We start from the raw sequence: 16,566 nt of genomic DNA, 5'->3' as shown, positions 1-16,566 counted from the left end.
CCCTACGGGCAACCGGGTTTTTTATGCCCCGGGTTCCGCCTCGCCACCCTCCTCTTCCAGACTGCCACCTTCATCGGGCGTTCCGGGCTGCGTGAGCCAGGCATTGAGGACCGCGATGAGTTCCTTGTGGCCGCTGTGCTTGAGCGCTGAGAACAGCTGCACGCTTACCAGGTCGCCGTACTGTCGCAACTCCTTTTGCACCTGCAGCAGGGTGCTCCGGGCGGGCCCGTTCTTGAGCTTGTCGGCCTTGGTAAGGAGTATGTGTACCGGCATTCCGGCGGTGATTGCCCAGGTAAGCATCTGCTGGTCGAAGGTCTGCAAAGGGTGGCGCACGTCCATCAACAGTACCAGCCCGCGCAGGCTCTGCCTTTTTTGCAGGTAATTTTCCAGTTGTCGGACCCACTCCCGCTTCACCGCCAACGGCACTTTGGCAAAGCCATACCCCGGCAGGTCCACCAGGCGTTGCTGTTCACTCAGGGAAAAGAAGTTGATCAACTGGGTGCGGCCCGGTGTCTTGGAGGTCCGGGCGAGCTTGGTGTTTTCGGTCAAGCTATTGATTGCAGAAGATTTTCCTGCATTGGAGCGGCCGGCGAACGCAACCTCCCAGCCGTCGTCTTCAGGGCATTGGGACAGCTTGCTGGCGCTGGTGAGAAAGTTGGCGCTGCGATAGTCGGGATTGGCCGGGGCCGGGGTCTGCATTGGGGGAGTTGCCTTTTTTGCGTTGGGTAAGTCGTATATAATGCTACAGCTTTTTTACTGGCCGTGGGAAATTCTCCCGCGCCAGCACAACCCAGCGATCAGCCGAGGTGTAGAATGAAGAAATTGTTAGCGGTCAGTGCAATGTTGTTTGCCGCCAGTGCCATGGCGCAGCCGCCCATGGACAAGTACAACAAGAGTTGTGCGGTGTGCCATAACGCGGGTGTCGCCGGGGCTGCCAAGACTGGTGATGCAGCTGCCTGGGCGCCCAGGATGGAAAAAGGCATGGATGCGCTTGTGCAGTCGGTCAAGAACGGCCTCAACGCCATGCCACCCAAGGGCATGTGTTTTGATTGCAGCGATGAAGACTACGCCGCCCTGATCACCTACATGTCCACACCCGCAGAGTAATCTGCCGGTCTTACCTAGCCAGATCTGGAAGTGTCATGAAGAAAGTTCTTGTTCTCTGCGGCGCCCTGCTGGGTTTCGCTCACACGGCCGGTGCGGCGGTACCCTTTGTCGAGGGCGATGCCGCCTCGGGAGAGGCACAGACGGCCGTCTGCGCAGCCTGCCATGGCGCCGACGGCAACAGCATGGCTCCAACCTTCCCCAAGATCGCGGGGCTGGGTGCGCGCTATCTGTACAAGCAGCTGATGGATATTCGCGACGGTGCCCGCCCGGTCCCGACCATGGCTGGCCTGCTCGACGGCAAGTCCGACCAGCAGTTGGCTGATATCGCGGCTTTTTACGCTGCCAAGCAAATCAGTGGCAGCCAGACTGATCCCGACCTGGTGGCTCTCGGTGAGAAGGTCTACCGTGCCGGCGTCGCCGAGCGCAAAGTGGCGGCCTGTACCGGCTGCCACTCACCTGCTGGCAAGGGCAATGCCCTGGCGGGGTATCCGGCGCTGGCGGGCCAGCATCCGGAATATATTGCCACCCAGTTGCGTGAGTACCGCAAAGGCTATGAGGATCCGACCGGCCGTACCAACGACGGCGATACCAGGATCATGCGCAGCAACGCATTTGGCCTCAGCGATATGGAAATAGAAGCCGTCGCCAGCTACGCCGCTGGTCTCAGATAGACAGTTCGCGCAGCCCCCTGCAAGGTGGCCCCGGCCACCTTTTTTGTCAGGGGCAGAACGCCGCGCCGGATTCATGGTCTGACTAACAACATACAATCATGGAGAGACCCATGCTCAAGCGTTTCCTTGTTCTTGCCCTGATGATACTGGCCCCGCTGGCGGCTACTGCCCAGGACGCACAAACCTGGGAAGAAGGCACCCACTACGACCTGATCACGCCGGCTATCCGCACCGCTGACCCGGGCAAGGTCGAGGTGGTGGAGTTCTTCTGGTACGGCTGTGGCCATTGCTACACGTTTGAGCCGCTGGTAAGTCGGTGGAAGGAATCGCTAGGTGACGATGTCACTTTCGTGGGTTCCCCGGCAGTCTGGAACAAGCCCATGGAATTGCACGCGGCAATGTACTATGCCGCAGACGTGCTGGGGGTGCTCGACTCCATGCACACGGTGATGTTCCAGGCCATGAATGTCGATGGCAAACGCCTCGCCTCGGAAGCGGAGATCCGCAAGCTGTTTACTGACAACGGGGTCAGCGGCGAGAAATTTGACAAGGCGTTCAGTGCCTTCGGGGTCGAAAGCCAGGTGCGCCAGGCCAACAGCCGGGCGCGGGCAGCCAAGATCACCGGTACGCCAGAGATGATGGTGAACGGCAAGTATCGCATCAGCACTCGCAAGGCCGGCAGCCAGGCCAACATGCTGAAAATCGCCGATTTCCTCATTGCAAAGGAACGCGCCGCAATCGCCGCAACGGCCAGCGCTTCCTGAAGTAACCAGGTTGCTGGGCCGGGCGCAGCACGGCTCGGCTACATCCCCGTGCTGTAGACCTCCAGGGATGCCTTGCCACTCTGCCGTACCTGGCGCAGGGCCAGGGCATATTCCCGCAACAGCTGCAGGCAATAAAGCAGGCGGTCGCTCAGGTACTGCTGCGACTTCGGGTCATTATCCTTGCTGTCGGCGTTGAACACAGACCCGACATTGCGCACGATCAGATGCTCGGGCAGGAAGCAAAGACGGCTGTTTTTGTACCCGCTCATGCGCAGCTCCGCCACTGGATAGGCGCCGCCTAGCGAGGCCGAGACCGACACAATCAGGGCCGGCTTGTGCGCCAGTTCGCCACCCGCCGCCCACATCAGCAGAAAGTTCTTCAATCCCGCCGGCACCATGCCGTGCCACTCCGGTGAGATCATGACAAAGCCGTCGCAACTGTGTAGTTCCTGCCGCAGGGGTTCCAGCTGCTGCTGCCAGTGTTGGTTGTCCTGATCCCACACCCCTTCGTCCCACAGCGGCAGTGGGTTGCCGCCCAGGTCGTAGAACCAGCAACTCTCGCACAGCGCCTGCTGCGTCAGGGTCTGCTCAATGTGACGCCCGACCTTGCTGCTCTGGGAGTCCGGTCGGTGGCTGCCGCTGATGATGCCTATCTTCATTGCGTTCCTCATGGATTGGAGTCAGATATCGAGCCAGGCCGGCACCGGCAGGCCCTTGTTGTGCAGGAATGCGGGATTGAACAGCTTGCTCTGGTAGCGGTTGCCGTAGTCGCAGAGGATGGTGACGATGGTGTGTCCAGGCCCCATTTGCTCCGCCAGCCGTACCGCGCCGGCGATGTTGATGCCGGCCGAACCGCCCAGGCACAGTCCCTCGTGTTGCAGCAGGTCGAACAGTAGCGGCAGAGCCTCTTCATCGCTAATAATGAACGCGGTGTCCACTTGAGCCTCGGCGATATTCCCGGTGATATGGTTGATGCCAATGCCTTCGACGATGGAATTGCCCGCGCTGGCGGCCAGACTCCCATCGTTGAAATAGTGGTAGAGGGATGCGCCCTGTGGATCCGCCAGACCGATGGTGATGTCAGGCCGATGGGACTTGAGGGCGTGGGAGACGCCCGCCAGTGTGCCCCCGGTTCCTACCGCACAGATGAAGCCGTCAACTTCGCCGCCGGTCTGGGTCCAGATCTCTTCACCGGTGGTGTCGCGGTGAATGGCCATGTTGGCAAGGTTGTCGAACTGGCGGGCCCAGATGGCGCCCGCGGCTTCGGAGCAGGCGCATTTTTCCGCCAGCCGCTGGGCAGTGTGAATGTAATGCCCCGGTTCGCTGTAGGAGGTCGCGGGAACCAGGTGCAGGTCGGCCCCGAGCAGTTCCAGGGTGTCGATCTTCTCCTTGCTCTGGCTGATCGGCATGACAACCGTGCTTTTGTAGCCCAGCGCATTCGCCAGCAGGGTCAGGCCGATGCCGGTGTTGCCCGCGGTGCCCTCAACAATCCGGCCGCCCGGGCGGAGTTCGCCACTGGCCTCGGCGGCGCGGATAATGCCCAGTGCGGTACGGTCCTTGACCGAGCCGCCCGGGTTCAGGAACTCGGCCTTGCCGAGGATACGGCAGCCGGTGCGCTCCGAGACCTCGCGCAGGTAAAGCAACGGCGTATTGCCGATCAGCTGGGTTACATCTGCGGCGCTGTGCAAGGCGGTAGTCTCCGTGGCGGGGTCGCCGCAGTATGCCATAGCCTCCCCTTGTTTGCCGCCAACGTGGCGGTTCAGCTCATTGCCGACGCGGAGCCGGCTCCGGGACAGTGAAGCTTTGCCTGCGGACCCGCTGCGCCAGGGCCAGCGCGAGCAACGCCAGCACCGCCATGGCGATCAGCATCGGCCGGGGCGAATCCTCCAGAAACAGGCTGACCAGCGCGCCGGCGGAAGCTGCGATTGCCATCTGGATAAACCCCAGCAGGGCCGAGGCGGTGCCCGCCATGTGGGGGTACGGCAGCAGGGCCAGACTCATGGCGTGGGGCAGAGTCAGCCCCAACCCTGCGGTGAAGAGCATCATCGGCAGCATCAGGGCAAGTATGCTCTGCGGAAAAACGCTGGCGGCCGCGCCCATGCAGATGCTCGCAGTCGCCGCCAGCGCCGTCCCCAGCAGCAGCACACTGGGAGATTCCAGGCGGCTCGCCAGGCGGGCGCTGAGCGCGCTGCCGCTGATATAGCCAGCTACGGTGGTCAGGAATATCGGCCCGAAGTAGAGCACCGGTACATTCAGCATCTCCAGGTAGACGAACCCGGCTGAGGCGAGGTAGACCATCAGGCCCGCGTAGCCCAGGGAACTGGTGACCACCACCGTCATGAAGGGGCCGCTGTGCAGCAAAGTGCTGTAATTGCGCAGAATGGTGCGCGGGTGCAGGCTTTGCGGGGCGGGCAGGGATTCGCCGAGGTAGCGCTGCACCAGCAGCAGCATCAGGGCACCGTAACTCCCGAGGAAGACAAAGATACTCGGCCAGGGAAACACCAGCATCAGCAGGCCGCCCAGGCTCGGCGCCACCGCGGGCGCCAGTGCCATCAGCATGGCAATAAGTGAGAGCGCCCGTGCCGCCCGCCTGGGACCAAACAGGTCGCGGGTGATGGTGCGCGCCAGGGTGGGCCCGACACAGGCGCCAATACCCTGCAAAAACCGGTACAGCAGCAGCTCCTCCACCGTGGTCGCCAGGCTGCAGCCGATGCAGCCGAGGACAAACAACAGGGTGCCGGCGATAATCACCGGTTTGCGTCCGTAGCGGTCTGCCAGGGGCCCGCACGCCAGGTGGAATAGCGCAAAACCGGCGAGGTATACGCTCAGGGTCAGCTGGATGTTGCCGACGCTGGTGTCGAGCGCGGCGCGCATGGCCGGCATGGCGGGCAGGTACATGTCCACGCTGAGCGGCCCGAGCGCAACCAGCGCCGCGAGCAGCACCAGCAGCCAGCGGGAGTCAGCGGTGAGGTGTCGGTTTGTCATGGGGCGGGGATGCTAACACGGGCACCCCCGGTGGCATACGCGGTCCGGCGTTCCGGCGTTCCGGCGTTCCGGCGTTCCGGCGCTCCGACGGTCCGACGGTCCGCCGCTGCGGCGGCCGGCGCTCCGGTTCAGTCTTTCTCGAACTTGAGCACGGTCTTCCACCACAGGCGCGGGAACAGGGCGTGCCACAGCATCAGCAGACGGGCTTCGCCAGGGTAGATAATGTCCTTGTCCCGGTCGACGCCCTTTTCTATGGCGTCGACAATTTTTTCCGGGTCTGAGAGCCGACCGGACTTTTTCGCTTCGATGAGGCTGCCGGGGCTGTCGGTGGCGAGCGTCTGATCGATCAGGGGCGTGTTGACCGCGGGTGGGCAGACCAGGTGGATCCGAACCCCGGAGTTGCGCAATTCATTCTGCAGTACTTCCATATAGGTGTTGACCGCGGACTTGGTGGCGCAGTAGCCGCCCATGTGAGTTACCAGCGCATGGCCCGCGATGGAGCCGAAAGCGATAACCCGTCCGCTGCGCCGCTTGCGCATCTCCGGGAGGACCGCCTGCACCATGTAGGTGGTGCCGAAATAGTTGATCCGGAACAGGCGCTCCATGCCCGCGTGGGTGTGGTCGACCAGCTTGTGGCTGGGCATCAGCGCTGCCGCGTGGACCAGCAGGTCGATGGGCCCCAGGGTCTCCTGCACCTGCGCAACTTTGGCCTCGACATCCGCCAGATCGCCGATGTCACAGCGGATGGCGGTGATATTGTCGTGCCCGGCGGCCGTGGCCTCCAGCCCTTCTTCGTTCACGTCAAAGATGGCAACCCGCGCGCCATTGCCCGCCAGTCGCAGGGCGATGATGCGGCCCATGCCGCTGGCGCCGCCGGTGACCAGCGCCACCTTGTCCTTCATTGCCTTCATGCCACAGCTCCGTTGGGTTTTATTCGATAATGCCCGCAAGCACGGCGGGCGGGCAAGCCCCGCAGCGGCCAGCAAATGTGGCCGGATTGTGTCGCGGGCGGCGGCACCTGCTCAGACTTCGGTTTCGTTGCTGATATGGTCCAGGGGCAGGGCCGTGTTCTGCACCACGCGCCGCAGTTCAAAGCTGGAGTGCACCCCGGTCACGCCGGGTATCCGCGTCAGCTTGCCGAGCAGAAAGCGCTCGTAGTACTGCATATCCGGCACCACTGCCTTGAGCAGATAGTCCGCGCTCTGCCCGGTTACCACGGAACACTCCATGACCTCGGGAAACTCGCTGACCCGGGCCTCGAAGGCGTCGAAGCGGTCGGGGGTGTGGCGGTCCATGCTGATCCCGATGTAGGCGGTCAGCTTGAGCCCCAGCCGCGACTGGTCCAGCAGAGTGGCGGTGCCGCGGATCAGCCCGGATTCCTCCAGCCGCTTCACCCGCCGGGAGCAGGGTGTGGCTGACAGGCCGATGCGCTCGGCCAGTTCCAGGTTGCTGATGCGCCCGTCCCGTTGCAGGATGTCGAGGATGCGGCGGTCGGTGCGGTCCAGTTTCATGCGCCGGCACTCCCGTCCACAGCGAGCGCCAGAATGAAATCCCGCTGGGCAGCGCTGACCGGCATCACCGACAGGCGGCTGCGTTTGAGCAGGGCGAAGTCGCCCAGGGCTTCGGCGTGCTGCTTCAGTTCCGCCAGTGGCAGCGGCCGCGACAGGTGACGTTCATAGTGGACATCCACCAGCAGCCAGCGTGGATTATCGGGGTCACTGCCGGCGTCGCAGTAGGGGGATTCGGGGTCGAACTGGCTCGGGTCCGGGCGCGCCTCGCTGGCCACACGGGCCAGGCCGACCACCGCCGGCACGGCACAGCTGGAATGGTAGACCAGCACGTCATCACCCACCTGCATGCCGTCGCGAATGAAGTTGCGTGCCTGGTAATTGCGTATACCGTCCCAGGGCTCGGTTTGCTGCGGGCGCGACGCCAGGTCATCAATGCTGAAGGTATCGGGTTCGGTTTTGAGCAACCAACAGGCCATTGTTTGCGCCCTCCGTGGAGAATAATCTCAGAAATATCTATTAATGAACAATAATAAACCAATAATAGCCGCTTGCGCTTGGTTATTTGCAGCAAAACACCACGGGTATGCGCCTATACTGTGCACTCGGCTGAAGCATCACCTGTCGCCGCCGCACGCCGCACCACCCCGGCGCCGTGTAACAGAGCGAGGCCTCACGAGGGCCGGTCAGGCGGGCTACAATCCGCGCGACCCGCAGGTGAACAGCCTCCATGTTTCACCAAAGCAAACAGCACCAGAGGACAGGCGAGCATGAGCCAGTTTGATTACCGAAAATACCAGGCGTTCGAGCCCATCCGGATGACCTCCCGGCGCTGGCCGGATCGGGAGATCACCCGCGCCCCAAGCTGGTGCAGTGTGGACCTGCGCGACGGTAACCAGGCGCTGATCGAGCCCATGACCGGGCGCCAGAAGTCCCGCCTCTGGGACCAGCTGGTCAAGATCGGTTTCAAGGAGATCGAGGTCGGCTTTCCCTCCGCCTCCAGCCATGATTTCAACTTCTGCCGCGAGTTGATTGAAAAGGGCCGGATTCCGGATGATGTCACCATCCAGGTGCTGACCCAGGCCCGCCCCGAATTGATCGAGAAGACCTTCGAGGCCCTGCGCGGGGCCCGGCGCGCGATCGTGCACGTCTACAATTCCACCTCCACCGTGCAGCGGGAGCAGGTGTTCGGCCTCGACCGGGCCGGAATCATTGATATTGCCGCCCAGGGCGCCCAGTTGGTGCGCGACACCGCGGCGCACTACCCGGAAACCGAGTGGGTCTTCGAGTATTCCCCGGAAAGTTTCACCGGCACCGAGCTGGACTTCGCCGTGGAGGTGGTCGATGCGGTGACCGCCGTCTGGCAGCCCACCCCGGCAAAGCCGGTGATCATCAATTTGCCGGCTACCGTGGAGATGAGCACCCCCAACGTCTACGCGGACCAGATCGAGTGGTTCTGCGATCACGTGGCCAACCGGGAGTCCCTGCTGATTTCCCTGCACACCCACAACGACCGCGGCTGTGGCGTGGCGGCGGCGGAGCTGGGCGTGCTGGCGGGCGCCGACCGGGTGGAGGGCACCCTGATGGGCAACGGTGAGCGCACCGGCAACATGGATATCGTCACCATGGCCATGAACCTCTACAGCCAGGGCGTGGACCCCAAGCTGCAGCTGGGCCATATGGACGAAATCATCCAGACCGTGAAGGAATGCACCCGGCTGCCGATTCATCCCCGCCACCCCTACGCCGGCGAACTGGTGTTCACCGCTTTCTCCGGCAGCCACCAGGATGCGATCAAGAAATGCCTGGCGCGACGCGATGAGCGCGCCCCCTGGCAGGTCGCCTACCTGCCCATAGACCCGGCGGACATCGGCCGCTCCTACCAGGAGGTAATCCGCATCAACAGCCAGTCCGGCAAGGGCGGCGTTGCCTATGTGCTGGAGAGCAACTTCGGCTACGCGCTGCCGCGCTGGCTGCAGATCGACTTCAGCCCGGTGGTGCAGGCCCATGCCGAGGAGCAGGAGTCGGAGCTGTCGCCGCAGGCCATCCACGACCTGTTCCAGCGCACCTACCTGTCCGGCGCCGGCCGCTGGCGCCTGGGTGACTATCAGGTCAGCCGCGCCGACAACGTCGACCAGCTGCGCGCGGAACTGCTGGAGGGCAGCAGTCGCAGCACACTGAACGGCACCGGGAATGGCGTGGTAGCGTCCTTTGTCGACGCCATGCAGCGCTTTACCGGCCGGCAGATCGTGCTGGTGGAGTACAGTGAGCATGCCCTGAGCCAGAGCGCGGATGCGGAAGCGGTGTGCTATATCCAGCTCAACATAGACGGCGAGCGCTACTGTGGTGTCGGCCGCAGCCCGGATATTATCCAGGCCTCACTGGAGGGGATCCTGGGCGCCATCAACAAGGCCGCGGAGCAGGGCCAGACCGCCGCGGCCTGACGCGCACAGCGACGGCGTCAGAGCAGGTCGTTGCGGTAACCGAACAGTCCGGCGGAGCCGCCCGTGTGCAGGAACACGATGTTCTGTTCGGCCCGGAAATGCCGCTGCTTTACCAGGTCGATCAGGCCCGCCAGCGCCTTGCCGCTGTAGACCGGATCGAACAACAGGCCCTCCAGCCGCGCCAGCAGCACCAGGGCGTCACGCATGGCCTCGGTGGGGACGCCGTAGCCGGCGCCGATGTAGTCGCAGTTGGCGACCACGTCTTCCCGCCGCACGCAGTTGCCGGCGCCGATAAGGTCCGCCGTGGCCGTCGCCAGCTTGTAGACCCGCTCTTCCTGTATCTCTTTGGGGGCATTGACCCCGATTCCCAGCACCGGGATGTCCGAATGGGTGGCGCGCAGGCCGGTGACCAGCCCGGCCTGGGTGCCGGCGCTGCCGGTGGCATGCACTACGCAGTCGACGTGCAGCTGCGCCTGGTTGACCTGCTGCAGCAGCTCCAGCGCGCAGTCGACGTAGCCGAGGGCGCCGATGGGGTTGGAGCCGCCCCCCGGAATGATGTAGGGCGCCCCGCCGCGGCTGCGCACTTCCGCGGCCACCTCTTCCATGGCTGCGTTCATGTCAGCCCCGCCGGGATAATGGCGGGTCTTGGCACCGAGCAGGTGGTCGAGGAAGACATTGCCGGAGTTCAGGTAGACCTCGCTGGGTTCGGCTATGCGGTTCTCGAACAACAGCTCGCAGGCCATGCCCAGGCGAGCGGCCGCGGCGGCGGTCTGGCGGGCGTGGTTGGACTGCACCGCGCCCTGGGTAATAACGGTATCGGCGCCCTGCTGGCGGGCATCGGCGAGCAGGAACTCGAGCTTGCGGGTCTTGTTGCCACCGCTGGCCAGGCCGGTGCAGTCGTCCCGCTTGACGAAGATTTTCGGCCCGCCCAAGTGTTCGCTGAGCCGTGGCAGGTACTCCAGCGGGGTGGGCAGGTGCGCCAGTTTGATGCGGGGAAAACGGGCCAGATGCATGGGTTATTCCTCTTGGATTGATGTAGTGAGAGCCAGTGCCACCGTATGTCGTACCAGCAGGTCGGTTGAGGACAGCAACCTGACCCCGGTGTCCCCCTGCTCCAGGACCAGGGGGATCTCGGTACAGCCGGCAAGCAGCAGTTCGGCGCCGGCAAACTCCAGACTGGCGGCCAGCGCCTGCAGGCCGGAGCGTACCGCGGGCCCGCGCTCGCCTGCCTTGAGCCGCCAAAGCAACGCCATGAACCGCTCCTGCTCCGCCGCCGTCCACAGCAGAGGCTCGCGCCCCGCCGCCGCCAATGCCTGCTGGTACAGGCCCGCCTGCAGACAACCGTCCGCGGCCATTACACCGACCACGCGGGCCGGGTGTTCGGCCACCGCCGCCATGACCACATCGACAATACTGACGAAGGGAATGCGGACTGCGGCGCGGATAGCGTCAGTATAGGCGTGCGCAGTGTTGCAGACCATGACCAGGAAGTCCGCCCCGGCGGTCTCCAGCCCCCGCGCCATCGCCGCCAGCTCGGGGCCAATGTCCGCTCCGGTGCCGGCAATGGCGGCGTGGCGATCGGGGACCCCGGGATTGTGGTCCACCAGCATGCGGATATGTTCCTGGTCGACGCGGGCGGGAGTGGCCGCGAGCACCCGGGCCATGAAGTCCACCGTGGCCTCTGGCCCCATCCCGCCAAGGACGCCAACGGTGAGGCTGCGCTTGCTGCTGCCGGACATGCCTGGTGCTCCTGGTAGCTAGTAGGGGTGGCGGTGAAAGTATTCCTTCGCGGCTGCCTTGACCCGACCGGCCAGCATGAGGGTGGCGAGCATGGTGGGTATCGCCATCAGGCCGTAGGAGCCGGAAATCAGGTTGAACACCACGTCGATACTGACGCTGGCGCCAAACACCACCGCCAGCACAAAGAACCAGCGGTAATAGTGCTGCAGACGGGCGCCGAACAGAAAGCCGAAGCATTTGGCGCCGTAGTACCACATGGTGAACATGGTGGTGCTGGCGAGGATCAGGGTGACAAACAGCAGCAGGCCCACTCCCAGCGTGCCCAGGTCCGCGCGGAAGGCGTTGGCGGTCAGGGTGATGCCGGTCAGGTCGCCGGGGTCGGTCCAGGTGCCCGCCAGCAGGATGACCAGCGCGGTACAGGTGCAGACAATCAGCGTATCCGCCACCGGCCCCATCATCGCCACCAGGCCCTCCCTGATTGGCTCATTGGTTTTGGCGGCGCCGTGGGCCATCACCTCGGTGCCCACCCCGGCCTCATTGGAGAAGGCGCCACGGCTGACTCCGATGAGGATTACCCCCAGCAGGCCGCCGCCCACGGCCTGCGGGTTGAAGGCGTCGGTGACAATACTGGCCAACAGACCGGGTACCTGGGCGTAGTGCAGTAGCAACAGGTACAAGGTCATGGCGAGATAGGTGATGACCATGATCGGCAGCAGCGCGATGGCGACTTTGGCCACCCGCTGCAGGCCGCCGAAAATGACCAAGGCGACCACCGCGGCCATGGCGCAGCCGATCAGGAAGCTGGTCAGCAAAGGCTCGCCGCCGGGGAACAGGTTTTCCCGCACCAGCGCCGTCAACTGGTTGGCCTGGAAGATTGGCAGGGTGCCGACCAGCCCGGCCAGGGAAAACAGGATTGCCAGCGGGTAAAAGCCCCGCGGCAGGGCCTCGCGGATGATGTACATGGGCCCGCCCTGCAGCTTGCCCTCGCTGTCCTTGCCCCGGTACATGACCCCGAGGGTGCAGGTGAAAAACTTGGTCGCAATCCCGACCAGCGCGGACATCCACATCCAGAACACGGCGCCGGGGCCGCCGGCGACAATGGCCAGGGCCACGCCGGAGATATTGCCCAGGCCCATGGTGCCGGACAGCGCGGCCGCCAGGGCCTGGGCGTGGCTCAGCTCTCCGGGCTGGTCGGGGGTGTCGTGGCGTCCCAGCATGATGCCGAAGGCGTGGCCGAAGTGGCGGTAGGGCATGAAGCGCGAGTAAATGGCGAAAAACAGGCCCCCGCCCAGCAGCAGAAGCACCAGGGGTGTGCCCCACACTGCGTTGGCAAAGCTCGCCGAGAGGTGCTGCAATTGCTCCATGGTGGCTGCTGATCCTTTGGCAAATGGGCGAGGATAGCACAGGGCAATGCCAGTACCCTGCGTCAGAATGTATCGATATCCAGGAGGCAGGGTACTAGACTTGGCGCCATGAACCTGCGCATTCTCGCTCTGCTGGCAGCGGTCCTGCCGTTCGCTGCGGTCCACCTGACCTGGCTGGTAGCGGCGAGCCATGGGTTGGTGGAATGGTGCAACCCCTATATCGACAGTTGTACCTCGATCAGCGCTACCGGGCGCCAGCCACCGGCCAGCTATGTGTTCCGGGGTATCATGCTGCCGGCGGCGGTAGTGCTGGCGCTGTACTGGTGGTGCAATTACAGTTGGCTGCGCGGGTTGCAGCCCGCGGCAGGCAGTATGCAGAGCCTGCGCTGGATGCTGGTGCTGGGCCTGCTCGCCTGCCTGGGGCTGGTGCTGTATGTGAGCGTGCTGGGCGAGGCCGGTACTGCCTGGCGCTTGCAGCGGCGGGCGGGCACGGTGCTGTTCTTCTCCTTCACTTTTCTCGCCCAGCTGCTGCTCAGTATGCAACTGCGGGGTCTGGCAGCGCGGTTGCCGCAAGTGCAGGGCCTGGCCCGGGGCATGTGGTGGCTGTGCTGCCTGTTGCTGGCATTGGGTGTGCTGACAGTGGTTCTGCAGGCCCGGGATGGCGTATGGTACGACACGGTGGAGGACGCTTTCGAGTGGGTGTTGAGTCTGCTGCTGCAAGCCAACTTTCTGTTGGGCTACCTGGTCTGGCGCCGGGCGGGCTGGCAGCTGCAGTTCGTCCAGCCCAAGCCGGTGCCGCGCACTTCAGTTAATCAGGGAAAACAGTAATGGCCAGTTCCGCCCCCAGCCTCGCCGATATCGCCGCCGCGCGTGAGCGCATCGCCGCCCATGTCCATGTTACCCCGGTCTACAGCAGCGAATTGCTGGACGCGCATACCGGCGCGCGGGTGCACTTCAAGTGCGAGAACCTGCAAAAGGTTGGCGCCTTCAAGGCCCGCGGTGCCAGCAATGCGGTGTTCAGCCTGTCTGACGAGGAAGCTGCAGGTGGTGTCGCCACCCACTCTTCGGGCAACCACGGTGCCGCCCTCGCCATGGCGGCGCGACGGCGCGGGATCGCCGCCCATATCGTGATGCCGGCGAATGCGCCGTCGGCCAAACAGGACGCGGTGGCCGCTTACGGTGGCCTGGTCATTAGCTGCGAGCCGACCCTGGCCGCCCGCGAGGCGACCCTGGAGCGTGTGGTCGCCGGCACCGGCGCGCACGTTGTCCATCCCTACGCCGACCCGCGGGTCATCGCCGGCCAGGGCACAGTGGCCCTGGAGATCCTGGAGCAGGTACCGGACCTGGAGGTGATTGTGGTGCCGGTGGGCGGCGGTGGCCTGCTGGCCGGGGTCGCCGTGGCTATCAAGAGCCTGCGCCCGGAGGTGGAGGTGGTCGCCGCCGAGCCGGAAGGAGCGGATGACGCCTTTCGCTCTTTCGGCCTGGGGGAACTGCAGCCCTCGATTGCCCCCAATACTATTGCCGACGGCTTGCTGGCCGGTCTCGGCGCGCTGAATTTCGCCCTGATCCAGCAGTATGTGGATACCATCGTCACCGTGACCGATGCCAATATCGTCGCCGCCATGCGCCTGCAGTGGACCCGGCTGAAGACCGTGGTCGAGCCCTCCGGCGCGGTCAGTTTTGCCGCCCTGCTGGAGCATCCGGAGCGGTTCCGCGGTCGCCGCGTGGTGACGGTCATCAGTGGCGGTAATCTCGACCTCGACAGACTACCCTGGTGAACAGCATGGACTACCCCCGTTTCCACCTCGCCCTGCCCGTGGACGACCTGGTGGCAGCAGACCATTTTTATGGCGATCTGCTCGGCTGCCCCCGCGGCCGCGCTGCCAGCCGCTGGATTGACTACGACTTCTGGGGCCATCAACTGGTGGCCCACCTGGTGCCCGCTGAGGCCATGCCGTCGGTGTCGCGCAATCCGGTGGATGGGGAGGAGGTGCCGGCGGCGCACTTCGGGGTCATTCTCCCCTGGGTGGACCTCGACGCCCTGATCGCACGGCTCCGGCAGCAGGACATTCCGTTTGTCATCGAGCCCACGGTGCGCTTCGCCGGGCGCCGGGGCGAACAGCAGACCTGTTTCATCCGCGACCCGGCCGGCAATCATCTGGAGTTCAAGGCATTCCGTAACATGGAGATGCTGTTTGCCACCGATGGTCTCGACTATCCATGACTACCGCCTTGCCTGCCCGCGCCGGGGCGCGGCTCTGGATCCTGGCGCTGCTGCTGGTCTGCCTGGCCGGCTGCAGCAGCACCCGATTCGCCTACAACCGCCTGGACTTCCTGGTGCCCTGGTACCTGGGCGATTACGTCAGCCTCGACCGCGACCAGGGACGTCTACTCAAGTCCGAGCTACAGGCTTTTCTGGCCTGGCACCGACAGCAGGAGCTGCCCCGCTACATCGCTCTGCTCGACCGGGTTGAGGGCAAGCTCGACCGGGAACTGACCGCGGCGGATATGCGCATCCTGACGGAGGAGGCCGAAGTGGCTATCTACCGCCTGCAGGACCGGGCCCTGGACTGGATGCTGGCTTTGGGCGAGGATTTGCGGGATCAGCAAATGGCCGAGTTCATAGCCGGTCTGCGGGAGCAGCAGGACGAGTATGAGGAAGAATACCTGGAGCGGGACGAGGCCGAGTACCGGGACGATGCCTGTGAGCGCTTGCGGGATAACGCGCGCAAGTATATCGGGCGTCTGCAGCGCGAGCAGAAAGCGGGGCTGGCTGCCGCTTGCGCTGAGCTGCGGCGCTCCGACAGTCTCTGGCTGGAAGCCCGCGCCCAGTGGATTGGGCGGCTGGACCTTATTCTGCAGCGAGAGCCCGGTTGGCAGGCAGATCTGCGCGAGGCTCTGGAGACGCGTGGCGAGACGGTGTCCGCCGATTACCGCAGCACCTACGACCACAATACCCTGGTCATCCAACTGGCCGTCGCAGGCCTGCTCAACAGCCGCACCGAACGCCAGGATGCACACCTGCGGCGGGAACTGGGCAAGTTGCGCCGGGATCTGGTGGCGCTGGTGGAGCAGGGTGAACAAGAAGCTGAAGCCGTCGTGCTGCAGGCAAACTGAACCGGAGCATTGATTCAGGACAGGACTGTGCCGGTTTCTTAATGCCAGCTTCATTTTGTTGCATTATCCTTGTCTACGGGCGCGTGCAGATACGCAGGGACACGGAGGATAGTTATGGTCAGGGAAGTTTCCGGGGAGACGTTGCAGGCCTATCCGGTCTGGGATGCGACCACACGCTGGTTCCACTGGATCAATGTGCTGTGCGTGCTGCTGCTGGCAGGAATAGGTGTGGTGATCCTGAACGCCGGTGCCCTGGGAGTCAGCAGCGACGGCAAGGTCACGCTGAAGACCATCCATGCCTGGACCGGCTACGTCTTTGCGCTGAACCTGTGCTGGCGTTTCGTCTGGGGTTTTTTCGGCAACCGCTATGCGCGCTGGGGCGCAGCCCTGCCCTTTGGAGGTGCCTGGTTCCGCGAACTCAAGCTGTACCTGCGCAGCCTGAGGTCCGGTGATGCACCGCATTATCGCGGTCACAATCCGCTGGGGCGGCTGATGGTGGGACTGTTGTTCCTCCTCCTCAGCGCGCAAATGATTACCGGGCTGGTGCTCGCGGGCACCGATCTCTATCTGCCGCCGTTCGGGCACGAATTTGCCGAGTGGGCGACCGGGGCGGGGGAGGACCACAGCAAACTGGTGGGCCTGAAACCCGGGGAGAAGGAATTGCTGGATCCCGAAGGTTATGCTGCCATGCGCGAGTTGCGCACCCCCTTCATCACCGTCCACAAGTGGTCTTTCTTTGCCCTGATGGCCCTTATACCGATTCATATCGCAGCGGTGGTCGTGGGCGAGATTCGCGAGCGAAGCGGCCTGATTTCAGCGATGTTCACTGGCGCCAAGGTTTTCCCCCGCAAGCCCCGGGACTAGGT

The 16,566-nt window shown here is 64.2% G+C and carries 19 protein-coding genes; 9 read left to right on the top strand and 10 right to left on the bottom strand.

Translation table 11 applies throughout. The annotated features are described in order from the left end of the window. Positions 1–21 precede the first annotated feature (21 nt). Complete coding sequence (gene yihA, locus Q6D67_RS13940; RefSeq protein ID WP_304706268.1) at positions 22–699, bottom strand: ribosome biogenesis GTP-binding protein YihA/YsxC; 678 nt, start codon at positions 697–699, stop codon at positions 22–24. Between the two features lie 114 nt (positions 700–813). Here yihA and Q6D67_RS13935 point away from each other — a divergent pair, with 114 nt between their 5' ends. The 3 genes from Q6D67_RS13935 (at position 814) to Q6D67_RS13925 (ending at position 2,542) form a co-directional block, all read left to right on the top strand. Next, positions 814–1,107 (top strand): cytochrome c5 family protein, encoded by a 294-nt coding sequence (locus Q6D67_RS13935; RefSeq protein WP_304706267.1) that lies wholly within the window; start codon positions 814–816, stop codon positions 1,105–1,107. Positions 1,108–1,142: 35 nt separating this feature from the next. Continuing rightward, the gene (locus tag Q6D67_RS13930; RefSeq protein WP_304706266.1) at positions 1,143–1,778 is read left to right on the top strand and encodes a cytochrome c; all 636 of its coding nucleotides are present in this window, start codon (positions 1,143–1,145) and stop codon (positions 1,776–1,778) included. A 110-nt stretch (positions 1,779–1,888) separates the two neighbouring features. Beyond that, a complete protein-coding gene (locus Q6D67_RS13925) occupies positions 1,889–2,542 on the top strand; it encodes a thiol:disulfide interchange protein DsbA/DsbL (RefSeq protein WP_304706265.1) in 654 nt (217 codons plus the stop codon). 38 nt (positions 2,543–2,580) lie between these two features. On the opposite strand, the gene Q6D67_RS13920 is transcribed toward Q6D67_RS13925, so the two are convergent. From Q6D67_RS13920 to Q6D67_RS13895, 6 genes are all read right to left on the bottom strand, one after another. Continuing rightward, on the bottom strand, positions 2,581–3,201 hold the full coding sequence (locus Q6D67_RS13920) for an NADPH-dependent FMN reductase (RefSeq protein ID WP_304706264.1): 621 nt from the start codon (positions 3,199–3,201) through the stop codon (positions 2,581–2,583). A 21-nt stretch (positions 3,202–3,222) separates the two neighbouring features. After that, on the bottom strand, positions 3,223–4,269 hold the full coding sequence (locus Q6D67_RS13915) for a cysteine synthase A (protein ID WP_304706263.1): 1,047 nt from the start codon (positions 4,267–4,269) through the stop codon (positions 3,223–3,225). 37 nt (positions 4,270–4,306) lie between these two features. Next, positions 4,307–5,527 (bottom strand): multidrug effflux MFS transporter, encoded by a 1,221-nt coding sequence (locus Q6D67_RS13910; protein ID WP_304706262.1) that lies wholly within the window; start codon positions 5,525–5,527, stop codon positions 4,307–4,309. A 128-nt stretch (positions 5,528–5,655) separates the two neighbouring features. Further along, positions 5,656–6,438: an SDR family oxidoreductase gene (locus Q6D67_RS13905; protein ID WP_304706261.1), complete on the bottom strand. Its 783-nt coding sequence runs from the start codon at positions 6,436–6,438 to the stop codon at positions 5,656–5,658. A 111-nt stretch (positions 6,439–6,549) separates the two neighbouring features. Then, positions 6,550–7,038, bottom strand: coding sequence for an Lrp/AsnC family transcriptional regulator (locus tag Q6D67_RS13900; RefSeq protein WP_304706260.1), 489 nt, complete (start codon positions 7,036–7,038; stop codon positions 6,550–6,552). Beyond that, entirely contained in the window at positions 7,035–7,514 is a 480-nt protein-coding gene (locus tag Q6D67_RS13895; protein ID WP_304706259.1) for an EVE domain-containing protein, read from the bottom strand. Before Q6D67_RS13895 ends, Q6D67_RS13900 begins: the two co-directional genes overlap by 4 nt. Before the next feature lie 291 nt (positions 7,515–7,805). Between Q6D67_RS13895 and leuA the strand changes: the two genes are divergently transcribed. After that, positions 7,806–9,479 (top strand): 2-isopropylmalate synthase, encoded by a 1,674-nt coding sequence (gene leuA, locus Q6D67_RS13890; protein ID WP_304706258.1) that lies wholly within the window; start codon positions 7,806–7,808, stop codon positions 9,477–9,479. Positions 9,480–9,496: 17 nt separating this feature from the next. On the opposite strand, the gene Q6D67_RS13885 is transcribed toward leuA, so the two are convergent. The 3 genes from Q6D67_RS13885 to Q6D67_RS13875 are packed head-to-tail and all read right to left on the bottom strand — an operon-like array spanning position 9,497 to position 12,583. Continuing rightward, a complete protein-coding gene (locus Q6D67_RS13885; RefSeq protein WP_304706257.1) occupies positions 9,497–10,492 on the bottom strand; it encodes a D-cysteine desulfhydrase in 996 nt (331 codons plus the stop codon). Between the two features lie 3 nt (positions 10,493–10,495). Next, a complete protein-coding gene (locus tag Q6D67_RS13880; RefSeq protein ID WP_304706256.1) occupies positions 10,496–11,218 on the bottom strand; it encodes an aspartate/glutamate racemase family protein in 723 nt (240 codons plus the stop codon). 18 nt (positions 11,219–11,236) lie between these two features. After that, positions 11,237–12,583, bottom strand: coding sequence for a sodium:alanine symporter family protein (locus tag Q6D67_RS13875; RefSeq protein ID WP_304706255.1), 1,347 nt, complete (start codon positions 12,581–12,583; stop codon positions 11,237–11,239). A 108-nt stretch (positions 12,584–12,691) separates the two neighbouring features. Between Q6D67_RS13875 and Q6D67_RS13870 the strand changes: the two genes are divergently transcribed. The 5 genes from Q6D67_RS13870 to Q6D67_RS13850 all read left to right on the top strand — a co-directional run bounded on the left by Q6D67_RS13870 (position 12,692) and on the right by Q6D67_RS13850 (position 16,564). After that, the gene (locus Q6D67_RS13870) at positions 12,692–13,411 is read left to right on the top strand and encodes a hypothetical protein (protein ID WP_304706254.1); all 720 of its coding nucleotides are present in this window, start codon (positions 12,692–12,694) and stop codon (positions 13,409–13,411) included. Further along, a complete protein-coding gene (locus tag Q6D67_RS13865; RefSeq protein ID WP_304706253.1) occupies positions 13,411–14,361 on the top strand; it encodes a pyridoxal-phosphate dependent enzyme in 951 nt (316 codons plus the stop codon). Before Q6D67_RS13870 ends, Q6D67_RS13865 begins: the two co-directional genes overlap by 1 nt. A 5-nt stretch (positions 14,362–14,366) precedes the next feature. Then, on the top strand, positions 14,367–14,807 hold the full coding sequence (locus tag Q6D67_RS13860) for a VOC family protein (RefSeq protein WP_304706252.1): 441 nt from the start codon (positions 14,367–14,369) through the stop codon (positions 14,805–14,807). Next, a complete protein-coding gene (locus Q6D67_RS13855) occupies positions 14,804–15,700 on the top strand; it encodes a DUF6279 family lipoprotein (protein WP_304706251.1) in 897 nt (298 codons plus the stop codon). Before Q6D67_RS13860 ends, Q6D67_RS13855 begins: the two co-directional genes overlap by 4 nt. Before the next feature lie 114 nt (positions 15,701–15,814). Continuing rightward, complete coding sequence (locus Q6D67_RS13850; RefSeq protein WP_304706250.1) at positions 15,815–16,564, top strand: cytochrome b/b6 domain-containing protein; 750 nt, start codon at positions 15,815–15,817, stop codon at positions 16,562–16,564. The last annotated feature ends 2 nt before the right edge of the window (positions 16,565–16,566 follow it).

This window comes from Haliea sp. E1-2-M8 (genome assembly GCF_030649675.1).
GTDB lineage: Bacteria > Pseudomonadota > Gammaproteobacteria > Pseudomonadales > Halieaceae > Haliea.
Note: the sequence above shows the minus strand (reverse complement) of the source record. Positions and strands in the feature narration are given on the sequence as shown.